At 68.6% G+C, this 20,312-nt stretch carries 18 protein-coding genes and 1 pseudogene; 13 read left to right on the top strand and 6 right to left on the bottom strand.

Annotation, left to right across the window (positions count from 1 at the left end; translation table 11 throughout):
* Positions 1–293: 293 nt before the first annotated feature.
* The gene (locus IT779_RS38355) at positions 294–542 is read right to left on the bottom strand and encodes a hypothetical protein (RefSeq protein ID WP_232542376.1); all 249 of its coding nucleotides are present in this window, start codon (positions 540–542) and stop codon (positions 294–296) included.
* Between IT779_RS38355 and IT779_RS34840 the strand changes: the two genes are divergently transcribed.
* On the top strand, positions 541–1,470 hold the full coding sequence (locus tag IT779_RS34840; RefSeq protein ID WP_232542375.1) for an outer membrane protein assembly factor BamB family protein: 930 nt from the start codon (positions 541–543) through the stop codon (positions 1,468–1,470). The two genes, IT779_RS38355 and IT779_RS34840, sit on opposite strands and share 2 nt — an antisense overlap.
* 4 nt (positions 1,471–1,474) lie before the next feature.
* Here the strand turns inward: IT779_RS34840 and IT779_RS34835 are convergent, their stop codons facing one another.
* From IT779_RS34835 to IT779_RS34825, 3 genes are read right to left on the bottom strand one after another with little or no spacing between them, the layout of a single operon-like run.
* Positions 1,475–2,737, bottom strand: coding sequence for a glycosyltransferase family 4 protein (locus IT779_RS34835; protein WP_196153734.1), 1,263 nt, complete (start codon positions 2,735–2,737; stop codon positions 1,475–1,477).
* Positions 2,734–4,386: a 1,4-alpha-glucan branching protein domain-containing protein gene (locus IT779_RS34830; protein ID WP_196153733.1), complete on the bottom strand. Its 1,653-nt coding sequence runs from the start codon at positions 4,384–4,386 to the stop codon at positions 2,734–2,736. Before IT779_RS34830 ends, IT779_RS34835 begins: the two co-directional genes overlap by 4 nt.
* On the bottom strand, positions 4,383–5,210 hold the full coding sequence (locus IT779_RS34825) for a class I SAM-dependent methyltransferase (RefSeq protein ID WP_196153732.1): 828 nt from the start codon (positions 5,208–5,210) through the stop codon (positions 4,383–4,385). The genes IT779_RS34830 and IT779_RS34825 overlap by 4 nt, the downstream gene beginning before the upstream one ends.
* Before the next feature lie 191 nt (positions 5,211–5,401).
* Here IT779_RS34825 and IT779_RS34820 point away from each other — a divergent pair, with 191 nt between their 5' ends.
* The 3 genes from IT779_RS34820 to IT779_RS34810 all read left to right on the top strand — a co-directional run bounded on the left by IT779_RS34820 (position 5,402) and on the right by IT779_RS34810 (position 8,494).
* A complete protein-coding gene (locus tag IT779_RS34820; protein ID WP_196153731.1) occupies positions 5,402–6,187 on the top strand; it encodes an electron transfer flavoprotein subunit beta/FixA family protein in 786 nt (261 codons plus the stop codon).
* Between the two features lie 27 nt (positions 6,188–6,214).
* Positions 6,215–7,171 carry an electron transfer flavoprotein subunit alpha/FixB family protein gene (locus IT779_RS34815; protein WP_196153730.1) on the top strand — a complete coding sequence of 319 codons (957 nt, stop codon included), beginning with the start codon at positions 6,215–6,217 and terminating at the stop codon, positions 7,169–7,171.
* A gap of 168 nt (positions 7,172–7,339) precedes the next feature.
* Entirely contained in the window at positions 7,340–8,494 is a 1,155-nt protein-coding gene (locus tag IT779_RS34810) for a hypothetical protein (protein WP_198429266.1), read from the top strand.
* A 4-nt stretch (positions 8,495–8,498) separates the two neighbouring features.
* Here the strand turns inward: IT779_RS34810 and IT779_RS34805 are convergent, their stop codons facing one another.
* The gene (locus IT779_RS34805; protein ID WP_196153729.1) at positions 8,499–9,356 is read right to left on the bottom strand and encodes a LysR family transcriptional regulator; all 858 of its coding nucleotides are present in this window, start codon (positions 9,354–9,356) and stop codon (positions 8,499–8,501) included.
* Positions 9,357–9,468: 112 nt separating this feature from the next.
* On the opposite strand from IT779_RS34805, the pseudogene IT779_RS34800 reads away from it, so the two are divergent.
* The 9 genes and pseudogenes from IT779_RS34800 to IT779_RS34760 form a co-directional block, all read left to right on the top strand.
* Positions 9,469–10,743: pseudogene (locus IT779_RS34800) on the top strand (NAD(P)/FAD-dependent oxidoreductase); the annotation flags it as partial.
* A 280-nt stretch (positions 10,744–11,023) separates the two neighbouring features.
* Positions 11,024–11,851, top strand: a complete 828-nt coding sequence (locus IT779_RS34795; RefSeq protein WP_196153751.1) for a GNAT family N-acetyltransferase — start codon at positions 11,024–11,026, stop codon at positions 11,849–11,851.
* A complete protein-coding gene (locus IT779_RS34790; RefSeq protein WP_332839099.1) occupies positions 11,848–12,954 on the top strand; it encodes a lysophospholipid acyltransferase family protein in 1,107 nt (368 codons plus the stop codon). Before IT779_RS34795 ends, IT779_RS34790 begins: the two co-directional genes overlap by 4 nt.
* 411 nt (positions 12,955–13,365) lie before the next feature.
* Complete coding sequence (locus IT779_RS34785; protein ID WP_196153728.1) at positions 13,366–14,184, top strand: ABC transporter permease; 819 nt, start codon at positions 13,366–13,368, stop codon at positions 14,182–14,184.
* Positions 14,181–14,927, top strand: coding sequence for an ABC transporter ATP-binding protein (locus tag IT779_RS34780; protein ID WP_196153727.1), 747 nt, complete (start codon positions 14,181–14,183; stop codon positions 14,925–14,927). The genes IT779_RS34785 and IT779_RS34780 overlap by 4 nt, the downstream gene beginning before the upstream one ends.
* A 34-nt stretch (positions 14,928–14,961) precedes the next feature.
* On the top strand, positions 14,962–15,951 hold the full coding sequence (locus tag IT779_RS34775) for an ABC transporter substrate-binding protein (protein ID WP_196153726.1): 990 nt from the start codon (positions 14,962–14,964) through the stop codon (positions 15,949–15,951).
* Between the two features lie 104 nt (positions 15,952–16,055).
* Positions 16,056–16,688: a TetR family transcriptional regulator gene (locus IT779_RS34770; RefSeq protein ID WP_196153725.1), complete on the top strand. Its 633-nt coding sequence runs from the start codon at positions 16,056–16,058 to the stop codon at positions 16,686–16,688.
* 126 nt (positions 16,689–16,814) lie between these two features.
* A complete protein-coding gene (locus IT779_RS34765) occupies positions 16,815–17,996 on the top strand; it encodes an acyl-CoA dehydrogenase family protein (protein WP_196153724.1) in 1,182 nt (393 codons plus the stop codon).
* Between the two features lie 320 nt (positions 17,997–18,316).
* Positions 18,317–19,327 (top strand): DUF3349 domain-containing protein, encoded by a 1,011-nt coding sequence (locus IT779_RS34760; RefSeq protein ID WP_196153723.1) that lies wholly within the window; start codon positions 18,317–18,319, stop codon positions 19,325–19,327.
* Positions 19,328–19,355: 28 nt separating this feature from the next.
* Here IT779_RS34760 and IT779_RS34755 read toward each other — a convergent pair whose 3' ends face one another.
* A complete protein-coding gene (locus IT779_RS34755; protein WP_198429264.1) occupies positions 19,356–20,276 on the bottom strand; it encodes an alpha/beta hydrolase in 921 nt (306 codons plus the stop codon).
* Positions 20,277–20,312 lie beyond the last annotated feature (36 nt).

Below are 20,312 nucleotides of genomic sequence, written 5' to 3'. Positions count from 1 at the left end.
GGGTGGGGTGGGGATGGAGTGGCTTGGGTGGTGCCGGTGTGGGGGTGTTGGGGGAGGGTTTGGAGGGTTCCGGGGTGCGGTGGTTCTCGGGGGGCTATTAGTGTTGCGGGCGGCCATCGACTCGAGGGGAGTAAGCAGGTGCGAACAGGCAGCTTGTGGGCTTCGTTGGAGCGTTCGCGTGTCTCGAGATCGGGGTGGGTGGCGCTGGTGGCCTCGGTTGCGGTGGTGGCCGGTTGCGGTACCGATGTGGATGACATCGCGGTGGGGGCGGGGGCGGGGTGGCCTGCGGCTTATCACGATGGGCGCAATAGCGGCGTTACCTCGGTGGAGGGGGCGCGGCGGATGGCTTTGAGTTGGTCGCGGCCGGTGGCGGGGCCGGTGGAGCGGCCGGTGTCGATCGGGTCGGAGGGGCAGATCTTCGTTACCACGCGCACTGCGAGTGGGTGCGCGATTCTGTCGTTCCAGATGCCGACGGGGCGGAAGCGTTTCTGTAATCCGTTGGGGCCCAACGCTATTTCGTCGCCGTCGGTGGTGGACGGCATGAACAATTCGTATGTCGGCGACGATGGCGCGGTCAATTCGTTCAACTATCTCGGTCAGCCGCGGTGGCGGACTCCGGTGGCCGGTGTTCCCGTTTCGGTGCAGTTCACCGGTGACGGTCGGGTGTTGTCGGTGACGCAGTCGGGGCAGATCGACGTGTTGAGCAGACAGACGGGGCAGCGTGAGGTGCCGACGTTGCAGTTGTTGGGGGAGGCGGATTTCCTGGCGTATCCGGATCTCACGCGGCCCGCCGCGGGGGATGGTCTGGATGATTGCCTGACGGGTGGTCCGCGTTGCGCGGTGGCGAATATCGCGGCGGTGGATGCGGCGTCGGGCCGTTTCTATCTGACGGTGTGGGAACCGGGGCGGCCGATGGCGTCGGTGGTGGCGTTGCGCTACGGCGACGGTGTGGTCGCGCGGTTGTGGAGCGCCGAGGTGCTCGTCGCGGGTAGCGGCACGAGTCCGGCGGTGTCCGCGGACGGTGACACGGTCTATGTGGGTGACAATTCGAATCGGCTTATCGCGCTTGATTCCTCGGACGGGCGGACCAGGTGGGTGCGGCAGTTGGGGTTCACGCCGCGCGGTGCGCTTTCGGTGTCGGCGGACGGGTTGATCATTCCGGCGGGCGACGAGGGCTATCTGCTCGCGGTGCGCGACAAGGACGAGACCTCGCAGATCGTGTGGGAGCGCAAGGATCTGGAGTTGCGCGGCGTCCCGGTGCAGACGGGCGGCGGTGTCGGGTACACGGTGGCCGCGATCGGTGACGGCTTGAACCTCGTCACGTTCGACATCGCGAACGGCGACACGATCGATTCCGATGTGCTGCCTGCGGCGAAGGGCAGCACGACGGGCACGTCGGTCAGCGCGCAGGGCCAGGTGGTGGTCGCGACGCGGATCGGCGAGGTGTTCGCCTTCGAGCCGGAGAAGTAGTGCGCTAGACGGGCTTGTTCGGGTCGCGTTCGGGCAGTGGGCGTTCCACGATGGTCGGGCGGCCGAGCGGGTTGCGCACGCGGCGTTTGGCGGCCGAGTAGACGAGCGCGGTCTCGGCGGCCACCACGTCCCAGGCGAAGTCGGCGGTGAGCCGCTCGCGGGCGGCGTCGGCCCGCGCCTGGGTGGCTGCTGGGTCGTCGAGGGTGGCGCGGACGGCTTCGACGAGGCCGTCGACGTCGGCGGGTTCGAAGGACGCGCCGGTGACGCCGTCGATGACGGCTTCGCCGAGTCCGCCCGCGGTGGAGGTGATCAGCGGTGTGCCCGCCGCCGCGGCTTCCAGCGCCACGATGCCGAAGGGTTCGTAGCGGCTCGGCAACAGGATGGCGTCGGCGCCGTGCAGCCAGCCGAGCAGTCCATCGTGGTCGAGTTGGCCCGCGAAGGTGACGGCGCGGGCGACGCGGTGCACGCGGGCGCGTTCGCGCAGCCATTCGAACTGGGTGCCGATGCCTGCGATGGTGAGTGTGGTGCCGGGGTGCGCGCGGCGGATGCGCGGCAGCGCGGCGATGGCGTCCTGGACGCCTTTCTCGTATTCGAGGCGGCCGACGTAGAGCAGGCGCGGCGGGCCGGAGCGCGGCGCGCGCGGGCGGAAGGTCCAGGCGCCGACGTCGATTCCGTTGCGGATCACCGTCATCGGGATGCGTTCGGGTCCGTAGAGGCGTTCCACTTCGTCGCGCATGGAGGCCGAACAGGTGATGAGCGCGTCGGACTCGTTGGCGAGCCACCATTCCACCGAGTGCACCTGTTTGTTGACCTTGCCGGCGACCCAGCCGCTGTGCCTGCCCGCTTCGGTGGCGTGGATCGTGGAAACCAGTGGCACGTCGTAATATTCGGCGAGCGTGATGGCGGGGTGGGCGACCAGCCAGTCGTGCGCGTGCACCACGTCGGGCACCCAGCCGTCGCCGATGCCCGGCTTGCCGAGCGCCACGCCCGCGCGCACCATCGCGTGTCCCATCGCCAGGGTCCAGGCGAGCATGTCCTCGCCGAAGTCGAAGCACGGCGGGTCTTCGGCCACCGCGACCACGAGGACGCCTTCGGCGACGTAGGAGTGGGTTGGGTGGGTGATGGAGTCGGTGCCGGAGGGGCGGCGGGCCAGGACGACCACTTCGTGTCCGGCGGCGGCCAGTTCGGTGGCCAGGTGATGCACGTGGCGGCCGAGTCCGCCGACGACGACCGGCGGGTACTCCCATGACACCATCAGAATCTTCATGTGCGTCTTTCTCCAGCCGGTTCTTCTATGGCGGACGCGGCGCCCGTCCCGGCGGTGACCATGTCGCCGCCGTCCGAAGCGGCGGCTGTGTCTTGTCCGGTCGGGACGGTCTGTCCCGGTGGGTTCGCCTCGTACCGTGCCCCGAGTCGTCGCGCGTCCAATCCGGGGAAGAGTCCGTCGTCCGTTTCCCATCCTGCCGCCAACTGTTGGGTTTTGGCGACCTGTCCCGCGCCGACCGCGGCGGCTATCTCGCGCACCGCGTGCGCGTGCCGGTGCGCGCGATCCCTGGCGTATCCGGCCGCGGAGTCCTTGCTGACCATGAAGGCCCAGTCGCTGGAGACGGTGAGGATGGCTTCGCGCAGCAGCTGGTCGGCGACCGGGTCGCGCAGTGCGGGGGCGTCGCCGCGGGTCTCGCGCATCTTGTCGAGGGTGTCGAGGGCGAGGCGCACGATGTCGTCGTTGAGTTCGACCAGGTCACGGACTTGATCTCCGGCCCAGACCCGCCAGTCCTTGCCCGATCCCCAGGACGAGTCGGCCAGCGGCACCGGGTCGCCGACGTAGCCGCGCGCCCTGGCGTCGGCGAGGGTTCCGACGGTGACGCCCGCTTCGGGCAGCGCGCGCAGCACGGCGGCGAGCCATTGCGGGCCCTCGTGCCACCAGTGGCCGAACAGTTCGGTGTCGAATGCGGCCACGACCAGCGCGGGACGGCCGATGCGGGCGGATTCGGAGCGCAGTCGCTCGCGGACCGTTCGCACGAAATCCTCGACGTCGCGGGCGACGGCTTCGGCAGCGAGGTCGGGGTCGTAGGGCGCCTTGTCCGGGCCCGCGACGGTCTTGCCGGTGACGCGGGACGGTTTGAGTCCGGTGCCGTGATCGTAGTGATGGAAATCACGGTAGGCGGAGTGCCCCGGATACCCGGATTTCGGCGACCAGACTCGGTAGCTCACGTGCAGATCGCGTCCGAACGCGACCGCGTCGGCATCGTGCACGGGATGCCCGAGGCTGCTGTCACCGCGCAGGGCCGGACCATCGACCATGAAATGCGTCACACCTGCGGCGTCGTATTCGACCTCCATGCCCGGGGTGTATCCGCATTCCGGCGCCCAGATGCCGCGCGGGGTGCGGCCCCAGCGCAACTGCGCGTCGGCCAGGCCCTCGACCAGCTGGAATCGGCGCAGCCGCGAGTCGAGCAGCGGTTGGAAGGGGTGCGCGAGCGGTCCGCCGAGCAGTTCGATGGTCTCGGCGTCGATCAGCTGCCGCCAGACCGGGGCCGCGCCGTGGCGCCAGTTCCGCTCGAAGTCGGCGAGCGCGGCCGCGGCGAGCCGGTGCTCGTGGCGGCCGAGCGTCACATTGCCCGCCATGGCGGCCTCGTCGGCGCGCAGCTGCCAGTTCCCGAGCCAGTGGTGCATGCCTGCCAGGCAGTGCGGATCATCGAGCTGGGCCGCGAGCACCGGCGTGATGCCGAGACTCAGCAGGTGTGAACGTCCCTCCGCGGCAAGGGTTCTCAGTACTTCGACGACCGGAAGATAGGACGCCGCCCATGACTGGTATAGCCATTCCTCGCCCACCGGCCAGCGACCGTGGTTGGCGAGCCAGGGGAGATGGGAGTGCAGGACCAGGGTGAACTGGCCGGGGACTTCGTCGCTCAAGGTTTCACCGCGATGGCGACCAGATCGAGGCTGTCGTCGATGTTCTCGGCGAGCAGCGCGAAGTCATCGATGCGCACGGCGGCGACATCGGCGGTGAGTTCGGCGGGCCATGGCTGACCGGCCAGCGCGCGTTCGATCTGCGCGTCGATGAACGAGCCGCCGTGCGCGGCGTCCAATGCCTTCAGGGTCGGGCCGTGGTGCACCCCGATCATCCGCTCCACCCGGAATCCGGCCTCCACCAGCAGTTCGGTGAGTTCGGCTGCGTTCAGTTCGCGGGTGTGGAACGGGTTGAGCGGGGTATCGCGTCCGGGTGAGAACGTGATCCGGTTCGGCGTGCTGATGAGCAGTTCGCCGCCGGGACGCAGTACGCGCAGGCATTCCCGCAGGAACTGCCCCTGATCCCAGAGGTGTTCGATCACTTGGAAATTCACCACGACGTCGACCGACGCGTCGTCGAGCGGGAGTTGCGCGAGGTTGCCCTGGATCATCCGCACGCGCGGGTAGCGCGCGCGCACGTGGGCTACCGCGCCGGCGTCGTAGTCGAGTCCGGTGACCTCGGCCGCGACGTCGGCGATCATGTTCGCGCCGTAGCCCTCGCCGGAGCCCGCCTCGAGGACGACGCGGCCCGCGCAGCGGTCGAGCAGGGCGGCGTAGACGACCTCGTGCCTGCGGAACCAGTAGTTCTCCTCGGCGATGCCGGGCACGGTCCGCTCGCCGGTCAGCGGCAGCGGTTCGACGTCGGCGCCGTGCGCGTCGACGGGCGGCTCGGACCCGGTTATGACCCTCGGGTCGTCCACTGCGGCAGGGATCACAGCCTCGCTCATCGTTCCGACGTTACTGGTAGGGCCCGCGCACGATATCGGCCGGACCGGTGTTGTGCGAGTGCGGCAGGTAAGTTACCCACGAGTAACTTAACGTAGGGTAGTGTCACGCCCGAGCTACTCACAAGGACGTACGGCACAGCACGTGCGACCACCGGATACACGCCCCCAGAACAGGAGGTCGACGAAGACCGATGCCGAACATCGTCGTACTCATCAAGCAGGTTCCCGACACCTGGTCCGAGCGCAAGCTGACCGACGGTGACTACACCCTCGATCGCGAAGCCGCCGACGCCGTTCTCGACGAGATCAACGAGCGCGCCGTCGAAGAAGCGCTGCTGATCAAGGAAGCGCAGGGCGGCGAGGTCACCGTGCTGGCCGCCGGACCCGACCGGGCCACCGAAGCCATCCGCAAAGCCCTCTCCATGGGCGCCGACAAGGCCATCCACATCAACGACCCGGCCATCCACGGCTCCGACGCGGTGCAGACCGCGTGGGTGCTCGCCTCGGCGCTCGGCCAGGTCGAAGGCGTCGAACTGGTCATCGCGGGCAACGAGGCCACCGACGGTCGCGCGGGCGCGGTGCCCGCCATCATCGCCGAATACCTCGGCCTGCCGCAGCTCACCCACCTGCGCAAGCTCACCGTCGACGGTGAGCGCATCACCGGCGAGCGCGAAACCGACGACGGCGTCTTCAAGCTCGAGGCCACCCTGCCCGCGATCGTCTCGGTCACCGAGAAGATCAACGAGCCGCGCTTCCCGTCCTTCAAGGGCATCATGGCCGCGAAGAAGAAGGAAGTGCAGACCTTCACCCTCGCCGACCTCGGCGTCGACCCGTCGACCGTCGGTGTGGCGAACGCGGCAACCGCGGTCACCGCGTCCACCCCGAAGCCGCCGCGCACCGCGGGCGAGAAGATCGCCGACGAAGGGGACGGCGGCACCAAGATCGCCCAGTACCTCATCGGCCAGAAGATCATCTGATCGCCGCGGACTTAGGAGAGAACACACATGGCTGAAGTACTCGTGCTCATCGAGCACGCCGAAGGTGCGATCAAGAAGGTCAGCACCGAACTGCTCACCGCCGCGAAGGCGCTCGGCTCGCCCGCCGCGGTCGTGCTCGGCGCCGCTGGCACCGGCGAGAAGCTGGCCGAAGCGCTCACCGCGGCGGGCGCCGACAAGATCTACATCGCCGAATCCGACGATGTCGAGAACTACCTGCTCACCCCGAAGATCGACGTGCTCGCCGCGCTGGTCGAGTCGGTGTCACCGGCCGCCGTGATCGTCGCCGCCACCGCCGAGGGCAAGGAGGTGTCGGGCCGCCTCGCCGCGCGCATCGGCTCCGGTCTGCTCATCGACGTCATCGACGTCAAGGAAGACGGCTCGGCCGTGCACTCCATCTTCGGTGGCGCGTTCACCGTCGACGCCAAGGCCACCGGCGACGTGCCGGTGATCTCGGTGCGCCCCGGCGCGATCGAGGCCAAGCCCGCCGCTGGTGCGGGCGAGCAGGTCGCCGTCGAGGTGCCCGCTCAGGAAGAGGGCCTGGTCAAGGTCATCGCGCGGGAACCGGTCGTCGCCGGTGACCGTCCTGAACTCACCGAGGCGGGCATCGTCGTCTCCGGTGGTCGCGGCGTCGGTTCCGCCGACAACTTCTCGGTCGTGGAAGCCCTCGCCGACTCCCTCGGCGCTGCCGTCGGCGCCTCCCGCGCCGCCGTCGACTCCGGCTACTACCCCGGCCAGTTCCAGGTCGGCCAGACCGGCAAAACGGTCTCCCCGCAGCTCTACATCGCCCTCGGTATCTCCGGCGCCATCCAGCACCGCGCGGGCATGCAGACCTCGAAGACCATCGTCGCCGTGAACAAGGACGAAGAGGCCCCCATCTTCGAGATCGCCGACTACGGCATCGTCGGCGACCTCTTCAACGTCGCCCCCCAACTGACCGAAGCGGTCAAGAACCATAAGGGCTGATCCCCGAATCCGCCCCAAGAGCTACGGCCCCGGACCTCCCGTCCGGGGCCGTACTCGTCTCTATCGCGCGGAATCCGGTCACCAATCCCCGAAAACTTGGCTCCGCCATAGACATTGGCTATTGTTGCTCCTGCGCCGTAGGGGTTCGGGAGCAGGGGGAGTCAAAGCGTGACCGACGCAGAGGTGGAGAGTCGTCTCCCGATCGAGAATTCGATGACCGTAATTCCGCTCGACCCGCTTCGTGAGATCGCATCGACGCTGTCGCCACCCGCTGTGTCGCAGTATCTGGCTGCCAATGATTGGCAGTTGGAGACGCGGGATGACGACATCAAGGAGATCTGGAGACTGCCAGGCGCGGAGGGGATTCGCGGTCGGGTGATGGTTCCGTTGGCGACCGACTACGTCGATTTCTCACGGCGCTTCCGGGAGATGCTGCAATCGCTCGCCACGATCTACGGGTGGGATCCGGTGCGTTTAGCAGAGCGGATAGCGGCGGCCCGCGCCGACTTGTTCTTCGTCCGCTTCGATCAGGAGATGGTCGACGGGACCATTCCGTTCCGGCAGGCGGAAGCCGCGCTGCAAGCGTTGTTCACCATGATGAAGGCCGCCGCGACGACCACCGATGATCCTTCGCATTCGCATCGGGGGCGCCGATCCGCGACGGTGACGAATTTCCTCGAAGACGATATTCGGCTAGGACACACGAAACACGGGAGTTTCGTGTTCACGGTGGTCTCCCGGCTCGGTGACGAGTCACTCACGCCTGTCGAGCTCTTTCCGCGCCGAGTGATGACGACCCTTGCTCGCGGGCTCGACTGGGACGAGTCGGCACTCGACAATGCCGCGACGTTGGGCCTCAGCGCCGGTCTCGTGGAATCCGTCCTCGAATTGACCCAACCCGATCAAGTGCGGGCGTTGGACCTGTCGTTCGAGTGGGCCGCGGGTGGGTCGTCGCCCGAGGTGGATGTTTCGCGGATTGTGGTCGATCGCAATGCGATGGCCGGGTTGCCTCGGGTGCGTGAACGACTTGTCCGACGCGAGGAGCCTGCGCGGCAGGTGACGTTGCTCGGCACCGTGCGCAGTCTGGAGCGTGATGATCGTGGTGACGACGAAGCCACCAGCATTGTGCTGTCGACCCATGTCGACGGGCGTCCGCGCAAGGTGCACGTTCCTCTGGCCGGGCGCGAATACGAGTGGGCGATACAGGCGCACGCGGTCGAGCAACCGATCGCGATCTCGGGCGAGTTGATCTTCGAGCGTGGCGCGTGGCGATTGACCGGTGCGATCGTCGCCGACCGCCGACTGTCCGATCGGGAGCGCTGATCGCTCAGGGGCGGTGCAGGGTTGTCAGGAGGGTGGTGAGGATGGGGGAGGGGCGGGCGTCGTCTCGGATTATGGCGGAGACGGGGATTCGGAGGCGGTGTTCGGTGAGGTGGAGGACTACGAGGCCTTCGGTGGGGCTGTTGGCGTAGAGGACGGTCCAGGCTTCGGGGCGGTTGATGAGTTCCATGGTGGCGGTGTGGTCGGGGGGGATGGGAGGGCCGAAGGTGGGGCCGGTGGGGAGGTCGGCGAAGGCGGTGCGGATCACCGTGTGTAGGAGGACTTGTTCCTGTTCGGGTGGGAGCAGTAGTGGGTAGGGGCTGAGTTCGGCGAGGGTTACGGAGTCGCGGTCGGCCAGGGGGTGGCCGCCGGTGGTGGCGATCACGAGGTCCTCCACCCAGAGTTGTTCGACGGTGAGTCCGGGTTGCGCGACGCTGCCTCGGATGAGGGCCAGATCACAGTCACCGTCGGCGACGGCGGAGATACGCTGGCGGAACGGTTTGATGACGAACTCGATCTCGGCGTCGGGGTGCGCGGCGCGCGCCGCCGCGATCGAGGACAGCGACCGGGTCGCGAAGGACATGTTGGCGGCCAAACGGATACGGTGTCCGGTGTTGCGCACGGTGGCGCGGATCGCCGATTCCAGGCTGAGCATCTGTTTGGCCAGCGGCAGTACCCGCGTGGTGGCGTCGGTGGGGACCACGGCTCGGGTGGAGCGTTCGAACAGCGATACGCCGAGGTCGCGTTCGAGCCGGGCGATCTGGTGACTGATCGCCGACTGCGAGATGTAGCAGCGGGCGGCCGCCTTGCTGAAGCTCAGCTCCTCGCAGACCGCGACGAAGTATGCCAGCTGGCGAAGCTCCACGACAACCTCCCGTTCATGACGGATCGAGATAAGAGTCATCTTCATTATGCCGGTCAAGACCTGAAATATCTGCGGTTCCGATGACGGTTGGTAATGAGAGAAGGAGGCTGTCATGGAACACGCGGCAATGGAACAAGCGGAGATCGACTACACGGATGTGGTCATCGTCGGATCGGGCTTCGGGGGGCTGGCCGCAGCCAAGCAACTGTCGAAGTCGGGTGTGCGATACGTGCTGATCTCCAGCACGCCCGAACATCTCTTCCAGCCGTTGCTCTACCAGGTCGCGACCGGTGTGCTCGGCTCGGCGGAGATCGCGCCACCGATCGCGTCCATCCTGCGCAAGCATCGCGGCGCGGATGTGCGCCAGGGCCGGGTGATCGCGGTCGACGCCGAACGCGCCGAATTGACCTACGACCACGAGGGCGAACGCACCCGCATCCGCTACGGATCGCTGATCGCGGCCACCGGCGCGTCGCAATCCTATTTCGGGCGTGACGATTTCGCGGAGAAGACGTTCTCGCTCAAGACCATCGACGACGCCAAGACGCTGCGCGCGCAGATCGAGCGCGTCTTCGCCGAGGCGGCGGGCGCGGACGAGCAGAGCAAGCGCAGGCTGCTCAGTTTCGTTGTGGTCGGCGCGGGCGCCACCGGTGTCGAGGTCGCGGGCCAGCTGAAGGAATTATCGAAACGCTATTACCACCAAGAGGTTTCGGTGACCCTGGTGGAGGGCGCGGCCGAGGTGCTTCCGCCCTTCGGCGGCGGGCTGTCGGAATACGCGAAGGACTCGCTGACCAAGGGCGGCGTCGAGGTGCTGGTCGACACCTTCGTCACCGATATCGAACCCGGCAAGGTGACCGTGAAGGACAAGGCGGGCGTTGAGCGCCGCATCGCCGCCGAGACCGTTGTGTGGTCGGCGGGCGTGCGAGCGGGCGGTTTCGCCGAGATTCTCGCCGAAGTCACCGGATGCGAAACCGACCGCGCCGGAAGGCTGTTGATCAATCCCGACCTGACCGTCGGCGGGCACGCCGACATCTACGCCATCGGCGATATGACCTCGCTCAACGGCTATCCCGGCCAGTCGCCGGTGGCCATGCAGGAAGGCAGGCACGCCGCCGACATCATCCGCCGCGAGAAGCGGGCGGGCACGCCGTTCGTCTACTGGGACAAGGGCAGCATGGCGGTGATCAGCCGGTTCAGCGCCGTGGCGAAACTCAACGAGCACATCAGTTTCCGCGGCGTCGTGGCCTGGGTCATGTGGCTGGCGGTGCACCTGTTCTATCTGGTCGGGTTCCGCAACCGCTTCGCGGCGGTCGCGTCGTGGCTGGTGGCCTTCATCGGCAGCGGACGCCCCGGATTCGACGAGGTGGAACCCGCCACCGAGCCGGTCAGGTCCGCGTCGGACTTTTGGGCCGTTTGCCCGGTTGCGCGCCCTCTTTATTGGCGCCCCCCCGCGCCCGCGGGGCGCCGCGGCAGTGCTTTCGGGGCGGGACGGTATCGCGAAAATGTCTCCTATCAGCGCGAAGGCGGCGAACACGACGCGGGGGCGCGAACGCGACGCTACGGAACGGTGAACGGTCGGTGTGACCGCCGTCGCGTTCACCGAACCTGCATCGACGCGACACTTCGAGGTCGCTCCATCGCATTCTCGGGCCGGTGTCATCACGGCTATGACTATTTCGTCCGTGTTGACAGCCAAGGGCGGGCCGACGGACTCAGGGGTGGAACGGTCCCGGTACTCGCTGGTCGTGGCGTCCGACGTCGAACATCGCGAGGCCGCGCAGCGGCTGCGTTACGGCGTCTTCGCCAACGAGCCCGGATTCCAGCTCCCCGACAACGGCACCGGCCTGGACGCCGATCGGTTCGACGAGCACTGCGACCACATGCTGGTCCGCGACGACGCCACCGACAGATTCGTCGGCTGCTACCGGATGCTGCCCCCGGACCGGGTCGCGGCGGCGGGCGGGTACTACACGGCCACCGAATTCGATCTGGAGCAGATCGATCCCGAAGGTCAGCGGATCGTCGAGATGGGCCGCGCCTGCGTGGTGCCCGACCACCGCAACGGTTCGGTGCTGACGCTCATGTGGGCGGGCATCCTGCACTACATCCAACTCACCGGCTACGACTGGGTGATGGGGTGCGCGTCGGTGCCGATGCGCGACACCCCCGGCGATCCGGCCGGTGTGAACGTGCGCGGTGTGCGCGACATGGTGTTGGCCAGGCACGGTTCCGATCCCGAGCGTCGGGTGCACCCCTACAACCCGGTGGTCGTCGACGGGAAGACTCTCGACGAACTGCCCTCGCCCACGCGGCCGAAACTGCCGCCGCTGCTGCGCGGATATCTGCGCCTGGGCGCGGAGATCTGCGGCGAGCCCGCACACGATCCCGATTTCGCGGTGGCCGATTTCGTGGTGCTGCTCGGTCTGGACACCATCAACACCCGCTACCTGAATCGCCTACAGGACGCGGCCGCGTCCCTCGACGGAGGACGGTGAGTTCGGTGGTATTCGACGCGCCGCTCGCGACGAACGCCCACGCCTGGATGCCGTCGAGCCCCTGCGGACCGAACTGTGTCGAAGCCGTCGACCGGGTCGGCACGGCACGGTTGGCGGGCAGGCTCGCACAGGTGGCCGGGCTGCTGGTCAGTTTCCCCGTGGTGAACGCGATCACACCGCGCGGGCGGCGCGAGGCGGTGCAGCGCGGCTACGCGCAGGCGCTGCTCGGCTGCCTCGGGATGCGGCTTCGGGTGGTGGACAACCGGGTCGCCGCGGCCACCGTCAGCGAGACCGCGCGCCCGGATCTGGTGAGCCACATCGGGACCGCGCTGCGTCGCGACGACCGCGGTGCGCGCGACGGCGCCGATCCCGTGCGTTTCGCGCCGAAGGACACCGGTGTACTCGTGATCACCGGCCATATCGGCTGGACCGACGTGGTCGTGTTGGCCGCCGTGCAGCCGCTGGGTTTCGTGGCGCGCGCCGACCTCATCGACTGGCCGCTGCTCGGCAGGCTGGCGAAGCTCATGCGCATCATCCCGATCGAGCGCGAGAAGTTGCGCGCGCTGCCCGGCGTGGTCGACACCATCGCGGGCCGACTAGCCGCAGGCGACCGAATCGCGGCCTTCCCCGAGGGCACCACGTGGTGCGGGCGCGCGTTCGGCCGGATGCGTCCCGCGCTGTTCCAGGCCGCCGTCGACGCGGGCGCCTACGTGCAGCCGGTGCGCCTGCGCTACCTGGACCGCGACGGCGCGCAGTGCACGGTCTGCGGATTCGTCGGCGAGGACACCTTCGCGAGCTCCGCGGCCCGCATCCTGCGCAGCCGAGGCATGGTGGCGGAGATCACCTTGGAGCCGCTGGAGTATCCGGGCCTCGACCGCCGCGATCTCGCGCGCCGCTGCGAGAACGCCGTCCGCGGTTCCGTGCCATCGCGCCACGGCGGCGCCGACACCGAGTGGATCGAAGCGAGCGCGACCCGCGTGCAGGACCCCGCCCCCGCCGTGCCGCAGCGCGCCCCCGGGCAGCGTGGTCCCGGCATGCGCCGCAGGGCGGTCGCGTTGTTCCGAGGCCGGGGCAGGGACGCGAAATCCGTACGGATCGGGTGAATTCGGCGGTCGCCGTGGTGATCTCACCGCGAAGAGCTCTACTGAGCTGATGGCCGCTGTCGACCGATCGGCAGCCGGGTGCTGCGGCCGATACGGGTGTAGGCGAACCGTTCTGCCGTCAGTCCAGGCGCGCCGAGGAGATCCACGCGTCCGATGCGAGCGTGCGTCGACGGTGACCCACCGATGCGTCCGCAGGTGGGAGCGAGGGGGAGACCTTCGTGGACAGTCCGCGCGGCGATCGAGTTGTTGCACGCCGAGTTTCGATCAGCGCAAATCGGTCGGTCTCCGCGATGCGTCCGCAGGTCGAGTCGTGCGATGCGGTCAGGCCGAGAACCGATCGGGACCGGCGGCGTTCGATTCACGGTGAGTGCAAACCTGGTGTGATCGCCGGAATTTCCGCATCCTGCACGGATGCTCGAAGTGAGGGACACGGCAACCGTCGGGCGACGGGTCCCGCTGTACCGTCGCCCGTGGCTGCTGCGCGCGCTCGCTCCGCTTGCGCTGCTGCTGATCTGGCAGGTCGCCAGTACGAACGGCTTGGTGTCGGCGAAGAAACTTCCCGCGCCTTCGGTCGTGCTCGACGCCGGACTGGAGATCTACCGTTCCGGCCAACTCGGTGACGCGCTCGTCATCTCCGGGCAGCGCGCGCTGTTCGGGTTCCTGCTCGGCGCCGGGCTCGCGCTGATCCTCGCGACCGTCGCCGCGCTCGGCAAGGTCGGCGAGTACGCGCTCGACCCGCCGCTGCAGATGATCCGCACCATTCCGCTGTTCGGTCTGATCCCGCTGTTCATCATCTGGTTCGGCATCGGCGAGGAACCCAAGATCTACCTGATCGCGCTCGGCGTCTTCTTCCCGCTCTACCTGAACACCTACGCGGGCATCCGCCAGCTCGACCCGAAGCTGCTCGAACTCGGCCGCACCCTGGGACTCGGCCTGGCCGAACGGCTTCGGCTGCTGATCGTGCCCGGTGCGCTGCCGCAGATCCTGGTGGGTGTCCGGCAGAGTCTCGGCATCGCCTGGCTGTCGCTCGTGGTCGCCGAGCAGATCAACGCGAGCGCCGGTCTCGGGTTCGTGGTCAACAATGCCCGCGAATTCCTGCGCACCGACATCGTCATCTTCGGTCTGCTGATCTACAGCCTGCTCGGTTTGATCACCGACGCGATCGTGCGCGCGCTCGAACTCCGCGCCCTGCGCTGGCGCACCGCCGTCGACCGGAGGAGCAGCCGATGACGATCACCGAGAATGTGAGCGCCGAACCGGTGCGCGCGGGCGAGGCCGCCCGGATCGCGGGTCTGGCCAAGAGTTTCGGCCCGAATAGCGTCCTCGACGGCATCGACCTCGATATCGCGGCGGGCGAGATCGTCGCGCTGGTCGGCCGCAGCGGTTCGGGGAAGTCGACGCTCCTGCGCGTCATCGGCGGGCTCGATACCGCCGATCGCGGCTCGGTGACGGTGGATGCCCAGCCCACGTTCGTCTTCCAGGAGGCGCGCCTGATTCCGTGGCTGCCTGTGGTGCGCAATGTGGCGCTCGGCCGTCCGCGTCCGCGCAGCCGCCGCCGGGACGAGGAGTTCGCCAGGTCGCTGCTGGATCAGGTGGGTCTGCGCGAGCGCGCCGACGCGTGGCCGCTGACCCTGTCCGGCGGCGAGGCGCAGCGGGTGGCGTTGGCCAGGGCGCTGGTGGCGCGTCCGAAGCTGCTGCTGCTCGACGAACCGTTCGGCGCCCTCGACGCGCTCACCCGGCTGTCCATGCACGATCTGCTGCTCGGCCTGCACGCCGAACACGGGTTCGGCGTGCTGCTGGTGACCCACGACGTGACCGAGGCGGTGACCCTCGCCGACCGGGTGCTCGTGCTCGACGGCGGCCGGATCGCCGAGCAGGTGCGCATCGAACTTCCGCGCCCCCGTTCGCATTCGGCTCCCGAGGCCGCCGGGTACATCAGCCGCCTGCTGGCGCTGCTCGGCGTCCGCCCCTGATTTTCTTCCAGTTCGACGCAGGAAAGCAGTTCTCGTGAAACGACTCTCGATATCCAGACTCGCGTGCGCCGTCGTGGCCGCCGTGGCCGTGCTCGCCACCGCGGCGTGCGGCGGCGACTCCGAGCCCACCGCCGACGGTCCGGTCGACCTGTCCACGGTCACCTTGAAAGTCGGTGATCAGAAGGCGATTTCGATCGAGGTGCTGTTGAAGGCGTCCGGGCAGTTGGAGAATCTGCCGTACAAGATCGAGTTCTCCACCTTCACCGCGGGGCCGCCGCTGATCGAGGCGGCGGGCGCGGGCGGCATCGACCTGGCGCAGGTCGGCAATACCCCGGTGATCTTCGGGGCGGCGGCGAAGGCCGATATCGAGATCGTCGGCGCGCTCTCGGCCACCGGCAAGGGCGACGCGATCCTGGTCGGCAAGAATTCCCAGGTCCGCGCGGTGGCCGAGCTGAAGGGCAAGAAGGTCGCGGTCACCAAGGGCAGTTCCGCCAACGCGAACCTGCTGTTGCAGTTGCAGAAGGCGGGTCTCGGCCTCGGGGACGTGGAACCGGTCTATCTCGCGCCCGCCGACGGTTACGCGGCGCTGACCAGGGGAGATGTCGAGGCGTGGGCGGTGTGGGATCCGTACACGGCGATCGCGGAGAACGAGGTCGGCGCGAAGGTGATCGCGACCGCCGACCAGGCCGCCAACGGCTACAACTTCTGGGTCGCCTCGTCGAAGGCGGTCGGCGACGCCGGGAAGTCGGCCGCGATCCGCGACTTCTTCACCCGCTACGCCGCCGCCACCAAGTGGTCATCGGACAACCTCGACCTGTGGTCGACGAAGTACGCCGAACTCACCTCGATCCCGGTCGACGCCTCCCGCATCACCTGGACCCGCTCGATCAAGCAGCCGATCCCGCTCGACGACAAGGTGGTCGCCTCCGAGCAGGAGATCGCCGACGCCTTCACCAAGGCGGGCGCGATCCCGGGCAAGATCGAGTTCGCCGACTTCGTGGACACCCGCTTCGAACAGAAGTAGATCGGGCCGGGGAAGGCTCCGCATCCGAGGTGATGCGGAGCCTTCCCCGTTCGATGCGCGGTGGGTTGCCCGGCCGGGCAGGCGCTATCGTCGGAATTCCGGAAGTGACGGAGGTCGGGACCATGGGGCGGATCGCGCAGCCGAGGACCGCGGCGGCTCCGGCGTCGGCTCGTCAGGTGGCGCGGCGCGGCGCGATCCTGCGGGCCGCGGCCGAGTTGGGGGCCGAGGCGGAGTTCGAGCGGGTGCAGATGGCGGATCTGGCGGCGCGGGCGGGCGTGGCGCTCGGGACGCTCTACCGGTATTTCCCGTCCAAGACCGAGGTGTTCGCGACGCTGTTCCAGGAGGAGATCGGCGCGTTCACGGCGCAGCGGTGGGAGTCGCCCGGCGCCGATGATCCCGTCGAGTGTGTCGGGCGGAATCTGGCCGCGTTGAATGTCGCGCTGCTGCGCAGCCCTCGGCTGTGTTCGGCGATGCTGCGCGCCACGGCCGACGCCTATATGAGCGAGCCGCCGCCGCAGGAGTTGTGGCTGGAGTCGGAGTCGGCGCTCACGCGGGCGATCCTGGACACCCTCGGTGTGGGCGATCCGGGTCCGGCCGACCAGGATCCGGTGATCCTGTTGGTCTACACCTGGTGGGGCGTGCTGACGTCGAGCCTGAGCAGGCGGATGTCCCCGGATCGCGCCGCGCGGGAACTGCGTCTGGCCGCGTCGCTGATTCTGGCCGGGCACGCGCGCTGACAGTGGTGCGCGGGTAGTTTTCCGGGCATCGCGGGTCGCATGACCTCTTGACATTCGCGAAACTAGAATTAATTCTAGTTTCGGGTGCCGCCGCATCGGCAGCGGCCGTCTCGAGAGGTTGGGCACATGACACGGAAAGCGCTGGAACAGGTGGAAGCGCTGAGCGAGCAGATCGCCGCCACGGCGCCCGACAGCGAGGCGCTCGGGCGACTGTCCGACGAGAGCGTCGCGCTGATCCGGCAGGCGGGCGTGATGCGGATGCTGCAGCCCGCCGAATTCGGCGGCGCCGCCGCGCACCCACGCGACTTCGCCGAAACCGTGATGGTGGTGGCGAGCAATTGCGGGTCGGCGGGCTGGGTGTGCGGGGTCGGCGGGGTGCACCCGTGGGAGATGGCGCTGATGGACCCGCGCCTGCAACAGGAGGTGTGGGGCGAGAACCCGGAGACCTGGATCGCCTCGCCGTACGCCCCGCAGGGCATCGCGACGCCCGTCGACGGCGGCTACCGACTGCGTGGCCGCTGGAACTTCTCCTCGGGCACCGACCACTGCGACTGGATATTCCTCGGGGCCGTCCTCGGTGACGCGGACGGCGCGCCCGCCGACCCGAGGGGCACCCTGCACGTCGTGCTGCCGCGCCGCGACTACGTCGTCGTCGAGGACACCTGGGATGTCATCGGCCTGTGCGGCACCGGAAGCAAGGACATCATCGTCGAGGACGCGTTCGTGCCCGACTATCGCACCGTCGACGCCGCGGCCATGGCCGACGGCGGACGGGCGGCGCAGGTCGGCCGCGACGAGACCGTCTACCGTTTGCCGTTCTGGTCGATGTTCCCCCTCGGCATCACCGCCGCCGTCATCGGCATCGCCGAGGGCGCACTCGCCGTGCACCTGGCCTACCAGCGGGAACGCACGCCCATGACGGGCACCCGCATCATCGACGACCCCTACACCATGTCCGCGATCTCGGAGGCCGCCGCCGAGATCGCCGCTTCCCGCGCGCAACTGCTCGACGGCATCAGCCGTCTCTACGACCTTGCCGACGTCGGCACCCCCATCACCTTCGCCGACCGCGCCGTGACCAGGCGCAACCAGATCCGATCCGCGTGGCGCGCCGTCGGGGCCGTCGACGCCATCTTCGCGCGGTCCGGCGGCAACGCCGTGCGTCGCGACAACCCCATCCAGCGCTTCTGGCGCGATGCCCACACCGGCCTGCAGCACGCGATCCACACGCCCGGCCTCACCTATCACGCCACCGCGTTGACCACGATGGGGATCGAACCCCGTCCCGCGCAGCGCATCATGATTTGATCCGGTGGGCGGACGGATACCTCCCGCTCGTACCGAATGCCGCGGAGCGGGTGCCGGATCCCATCGGCGACAGCCGTTTTCGGATCCGGCGGCGATTGCGGGACGGTCGCCGTGATACCGAGGCGCCGTGGTAGCGCTTACCGGTATGTCCGGATCGCGGGCGACCGAAATGCGCTCGCGCAGCGATGATGTGGACGCCGCATCGCCGGACACGCTCCGCTGGGAAGGCCACACGGGCGATCTCGGCTTACCCTGGTAGGTATGGCTGAGGTGATCGCAGCACGGCAGAGCGCGCCGGGTCCGACAGGATCACCGCGCTCATGATCGCGCTGTCGTGGTTGGCGGGGCGCATCGTCGCCTGGTTGCGCGCCGGATATCCCGCGGGCGTCCCCGAGCGGGACTATCTGCCGCTGCTGGCCGTGCTCGGCAGGCGACTGACCCCCGCCGAGGTCGAGCACGTGGTCGCCGAACTGACCGCGGGCGGGGTGCTGCCGGGCAATCGCGTCGACACCGCGGTGGCGATCACGACCATCACCCACGAACTGCCGAGCGAAACCGACCTGGCCCGGGTCAGGGACCGGCTCATCGACGGCGGCTGGCCGATCACCGAATCCTGGCGTGACCACATCCACCCCGACGTCCCCAAACACCTCGACGCGGGCGATCCCGGGGTGCGCAGCCTACGCCGCCCGCACAGCCGCGACGTGGCCCAATTGGCCACGCTGCTGCACACCATCTGCCTGCGCGACCGCACCGCCATCGCCACCGCGACCCTCGCACTGCTGCGCGCCGACCTCGAACACGCCGAACGCGCCATCGATATCGGCCGTGACATCGAAGCGATGAGCGGCGAATGCGAACACGAGATCCTGCGGTTGCTGTCGCTGCGCTTTCCGGTCGCCGCCGAACTGCGCGAGATCGGCGGCGCGCTCCAGGTGCTGGCGAACCTGCGCAGGATGGGTGCGCTGGCCACCCACGTCGCCGAACTCGCCCGCCGTCGCCACCCCGCCGCCGTGGTCCCGGAGACGGTGCGGCCGCTGGTCGAGCGTCTCGGCGCCGCCACCATCGCGATCGCCACCAGCGCGGCCGAGGTCCTGCTATCCCGCGATTCCGACGCGGCGGTCGCCCTCGACACCCAGGACGACACCATCGACAACCTCCACGAACAACTCCTCGCCGCCATCGTCGACTCCGAACGCGGACACGAAATCGCCGCCGCCGTCGATATCGCGCTGCTCGGCCGCTACTACGAGCGCTTCGCCGACAACGCCGTCGACATCGGCAGGCGGACGCTGCCCGATCCCGCCGTCACCTCGCGACATCGCCACTGACACGGTCTATTTCGGTCGCGCGGGTGGCTTATCCGCGCGGGCGGCCCGGTCCTCCGTCGACTTGTGTTTCGTAACAGTCGATCTCGCCCATCTCTCGGGCCAGCGCACACTCCTCGACGAAGGACAGCAGCGCGAAGTGATATGCCGCAGCGGACTTTCCGACGCTGAGGTTGTGCCCGCTGTGCGGCTGGATGTTGACCACGGTGCGGGTGGCGGCGGTGAACCGGGATGCGAGGCGTTCGAGGTCGTCGACCTCGTGCGCCCAGATCGCCTCCTGTTTGCCGAGGGTCAGGCGGATCGGGACGCGGATCTCGGCGGCCAGCTCGGGGAAGGTGATATCGCGCCAGCGGGCACCGAGGTCGGCGTCGTAGCGCGGGTCGACGGCGCCGAGGGCCGAGCCGCCGACGATATCGGGCGGGTAGTGGCCTGCGGGTTGCCAGAGTAGTTCCGCGATGCCGGTCGCCCCGAATCGTTCGGTCGCCTCCGGGGTCGGGTCGAAGCCGAAGCCGCCGAGTTCGAGCCCGAGCAGGTCCGCGCCGTGTGCGCCCGCGGCCATCTGGATCGCGAGGTAGCAGCCCGCCGAGTGGGCGGCCAGGAAGGTGCCGACGCCGCGCGGCAGCGCGTCGAGGTGCGCTTCGATCGCGGCCAAGGTCACCTCGGCGCGGCGCACCGGGTCGCGCAACCGGTCGATGTGCGGGGCGGAGCTGCCGAATCCGGGCCGGTCGATCGCCAATACGGTGAAGCCCGCTGCCGCGCCGTGGCGCAGTAGTGACAGTTCCGGGTGGCCGGGGCAGTCGAAGTAGGCGCTGCTCGTCCAGCCGCCGTGCAGTGCGACCAAGGTCGCGCGCGGTTCGGGGACGGTGGCCAGGCGCGCGGAGACCGGGATGCCGTCGACCTCGGCGACGACGATCGGCGGGGTTTCGATCTGCTCATGATTGAGGACGGTCAACACTGGCGCCTTTCGCTACATTCGAGAATAATCATC

The sequence above is a fragment of the Nocardia bovistercoris genome (genome assembly GCF_015674855.1).
Taxonomy (GTDB): domain Bacteria; phylum Actinomycetota; class Actinomycetes; order Mycobacteriales; family Mycobacteriaceae; genus Nocardia; species Nocardia bovistercoris.
This window is presented reverse-complemented; position numbering and strand designations above follow the sequence as displayed.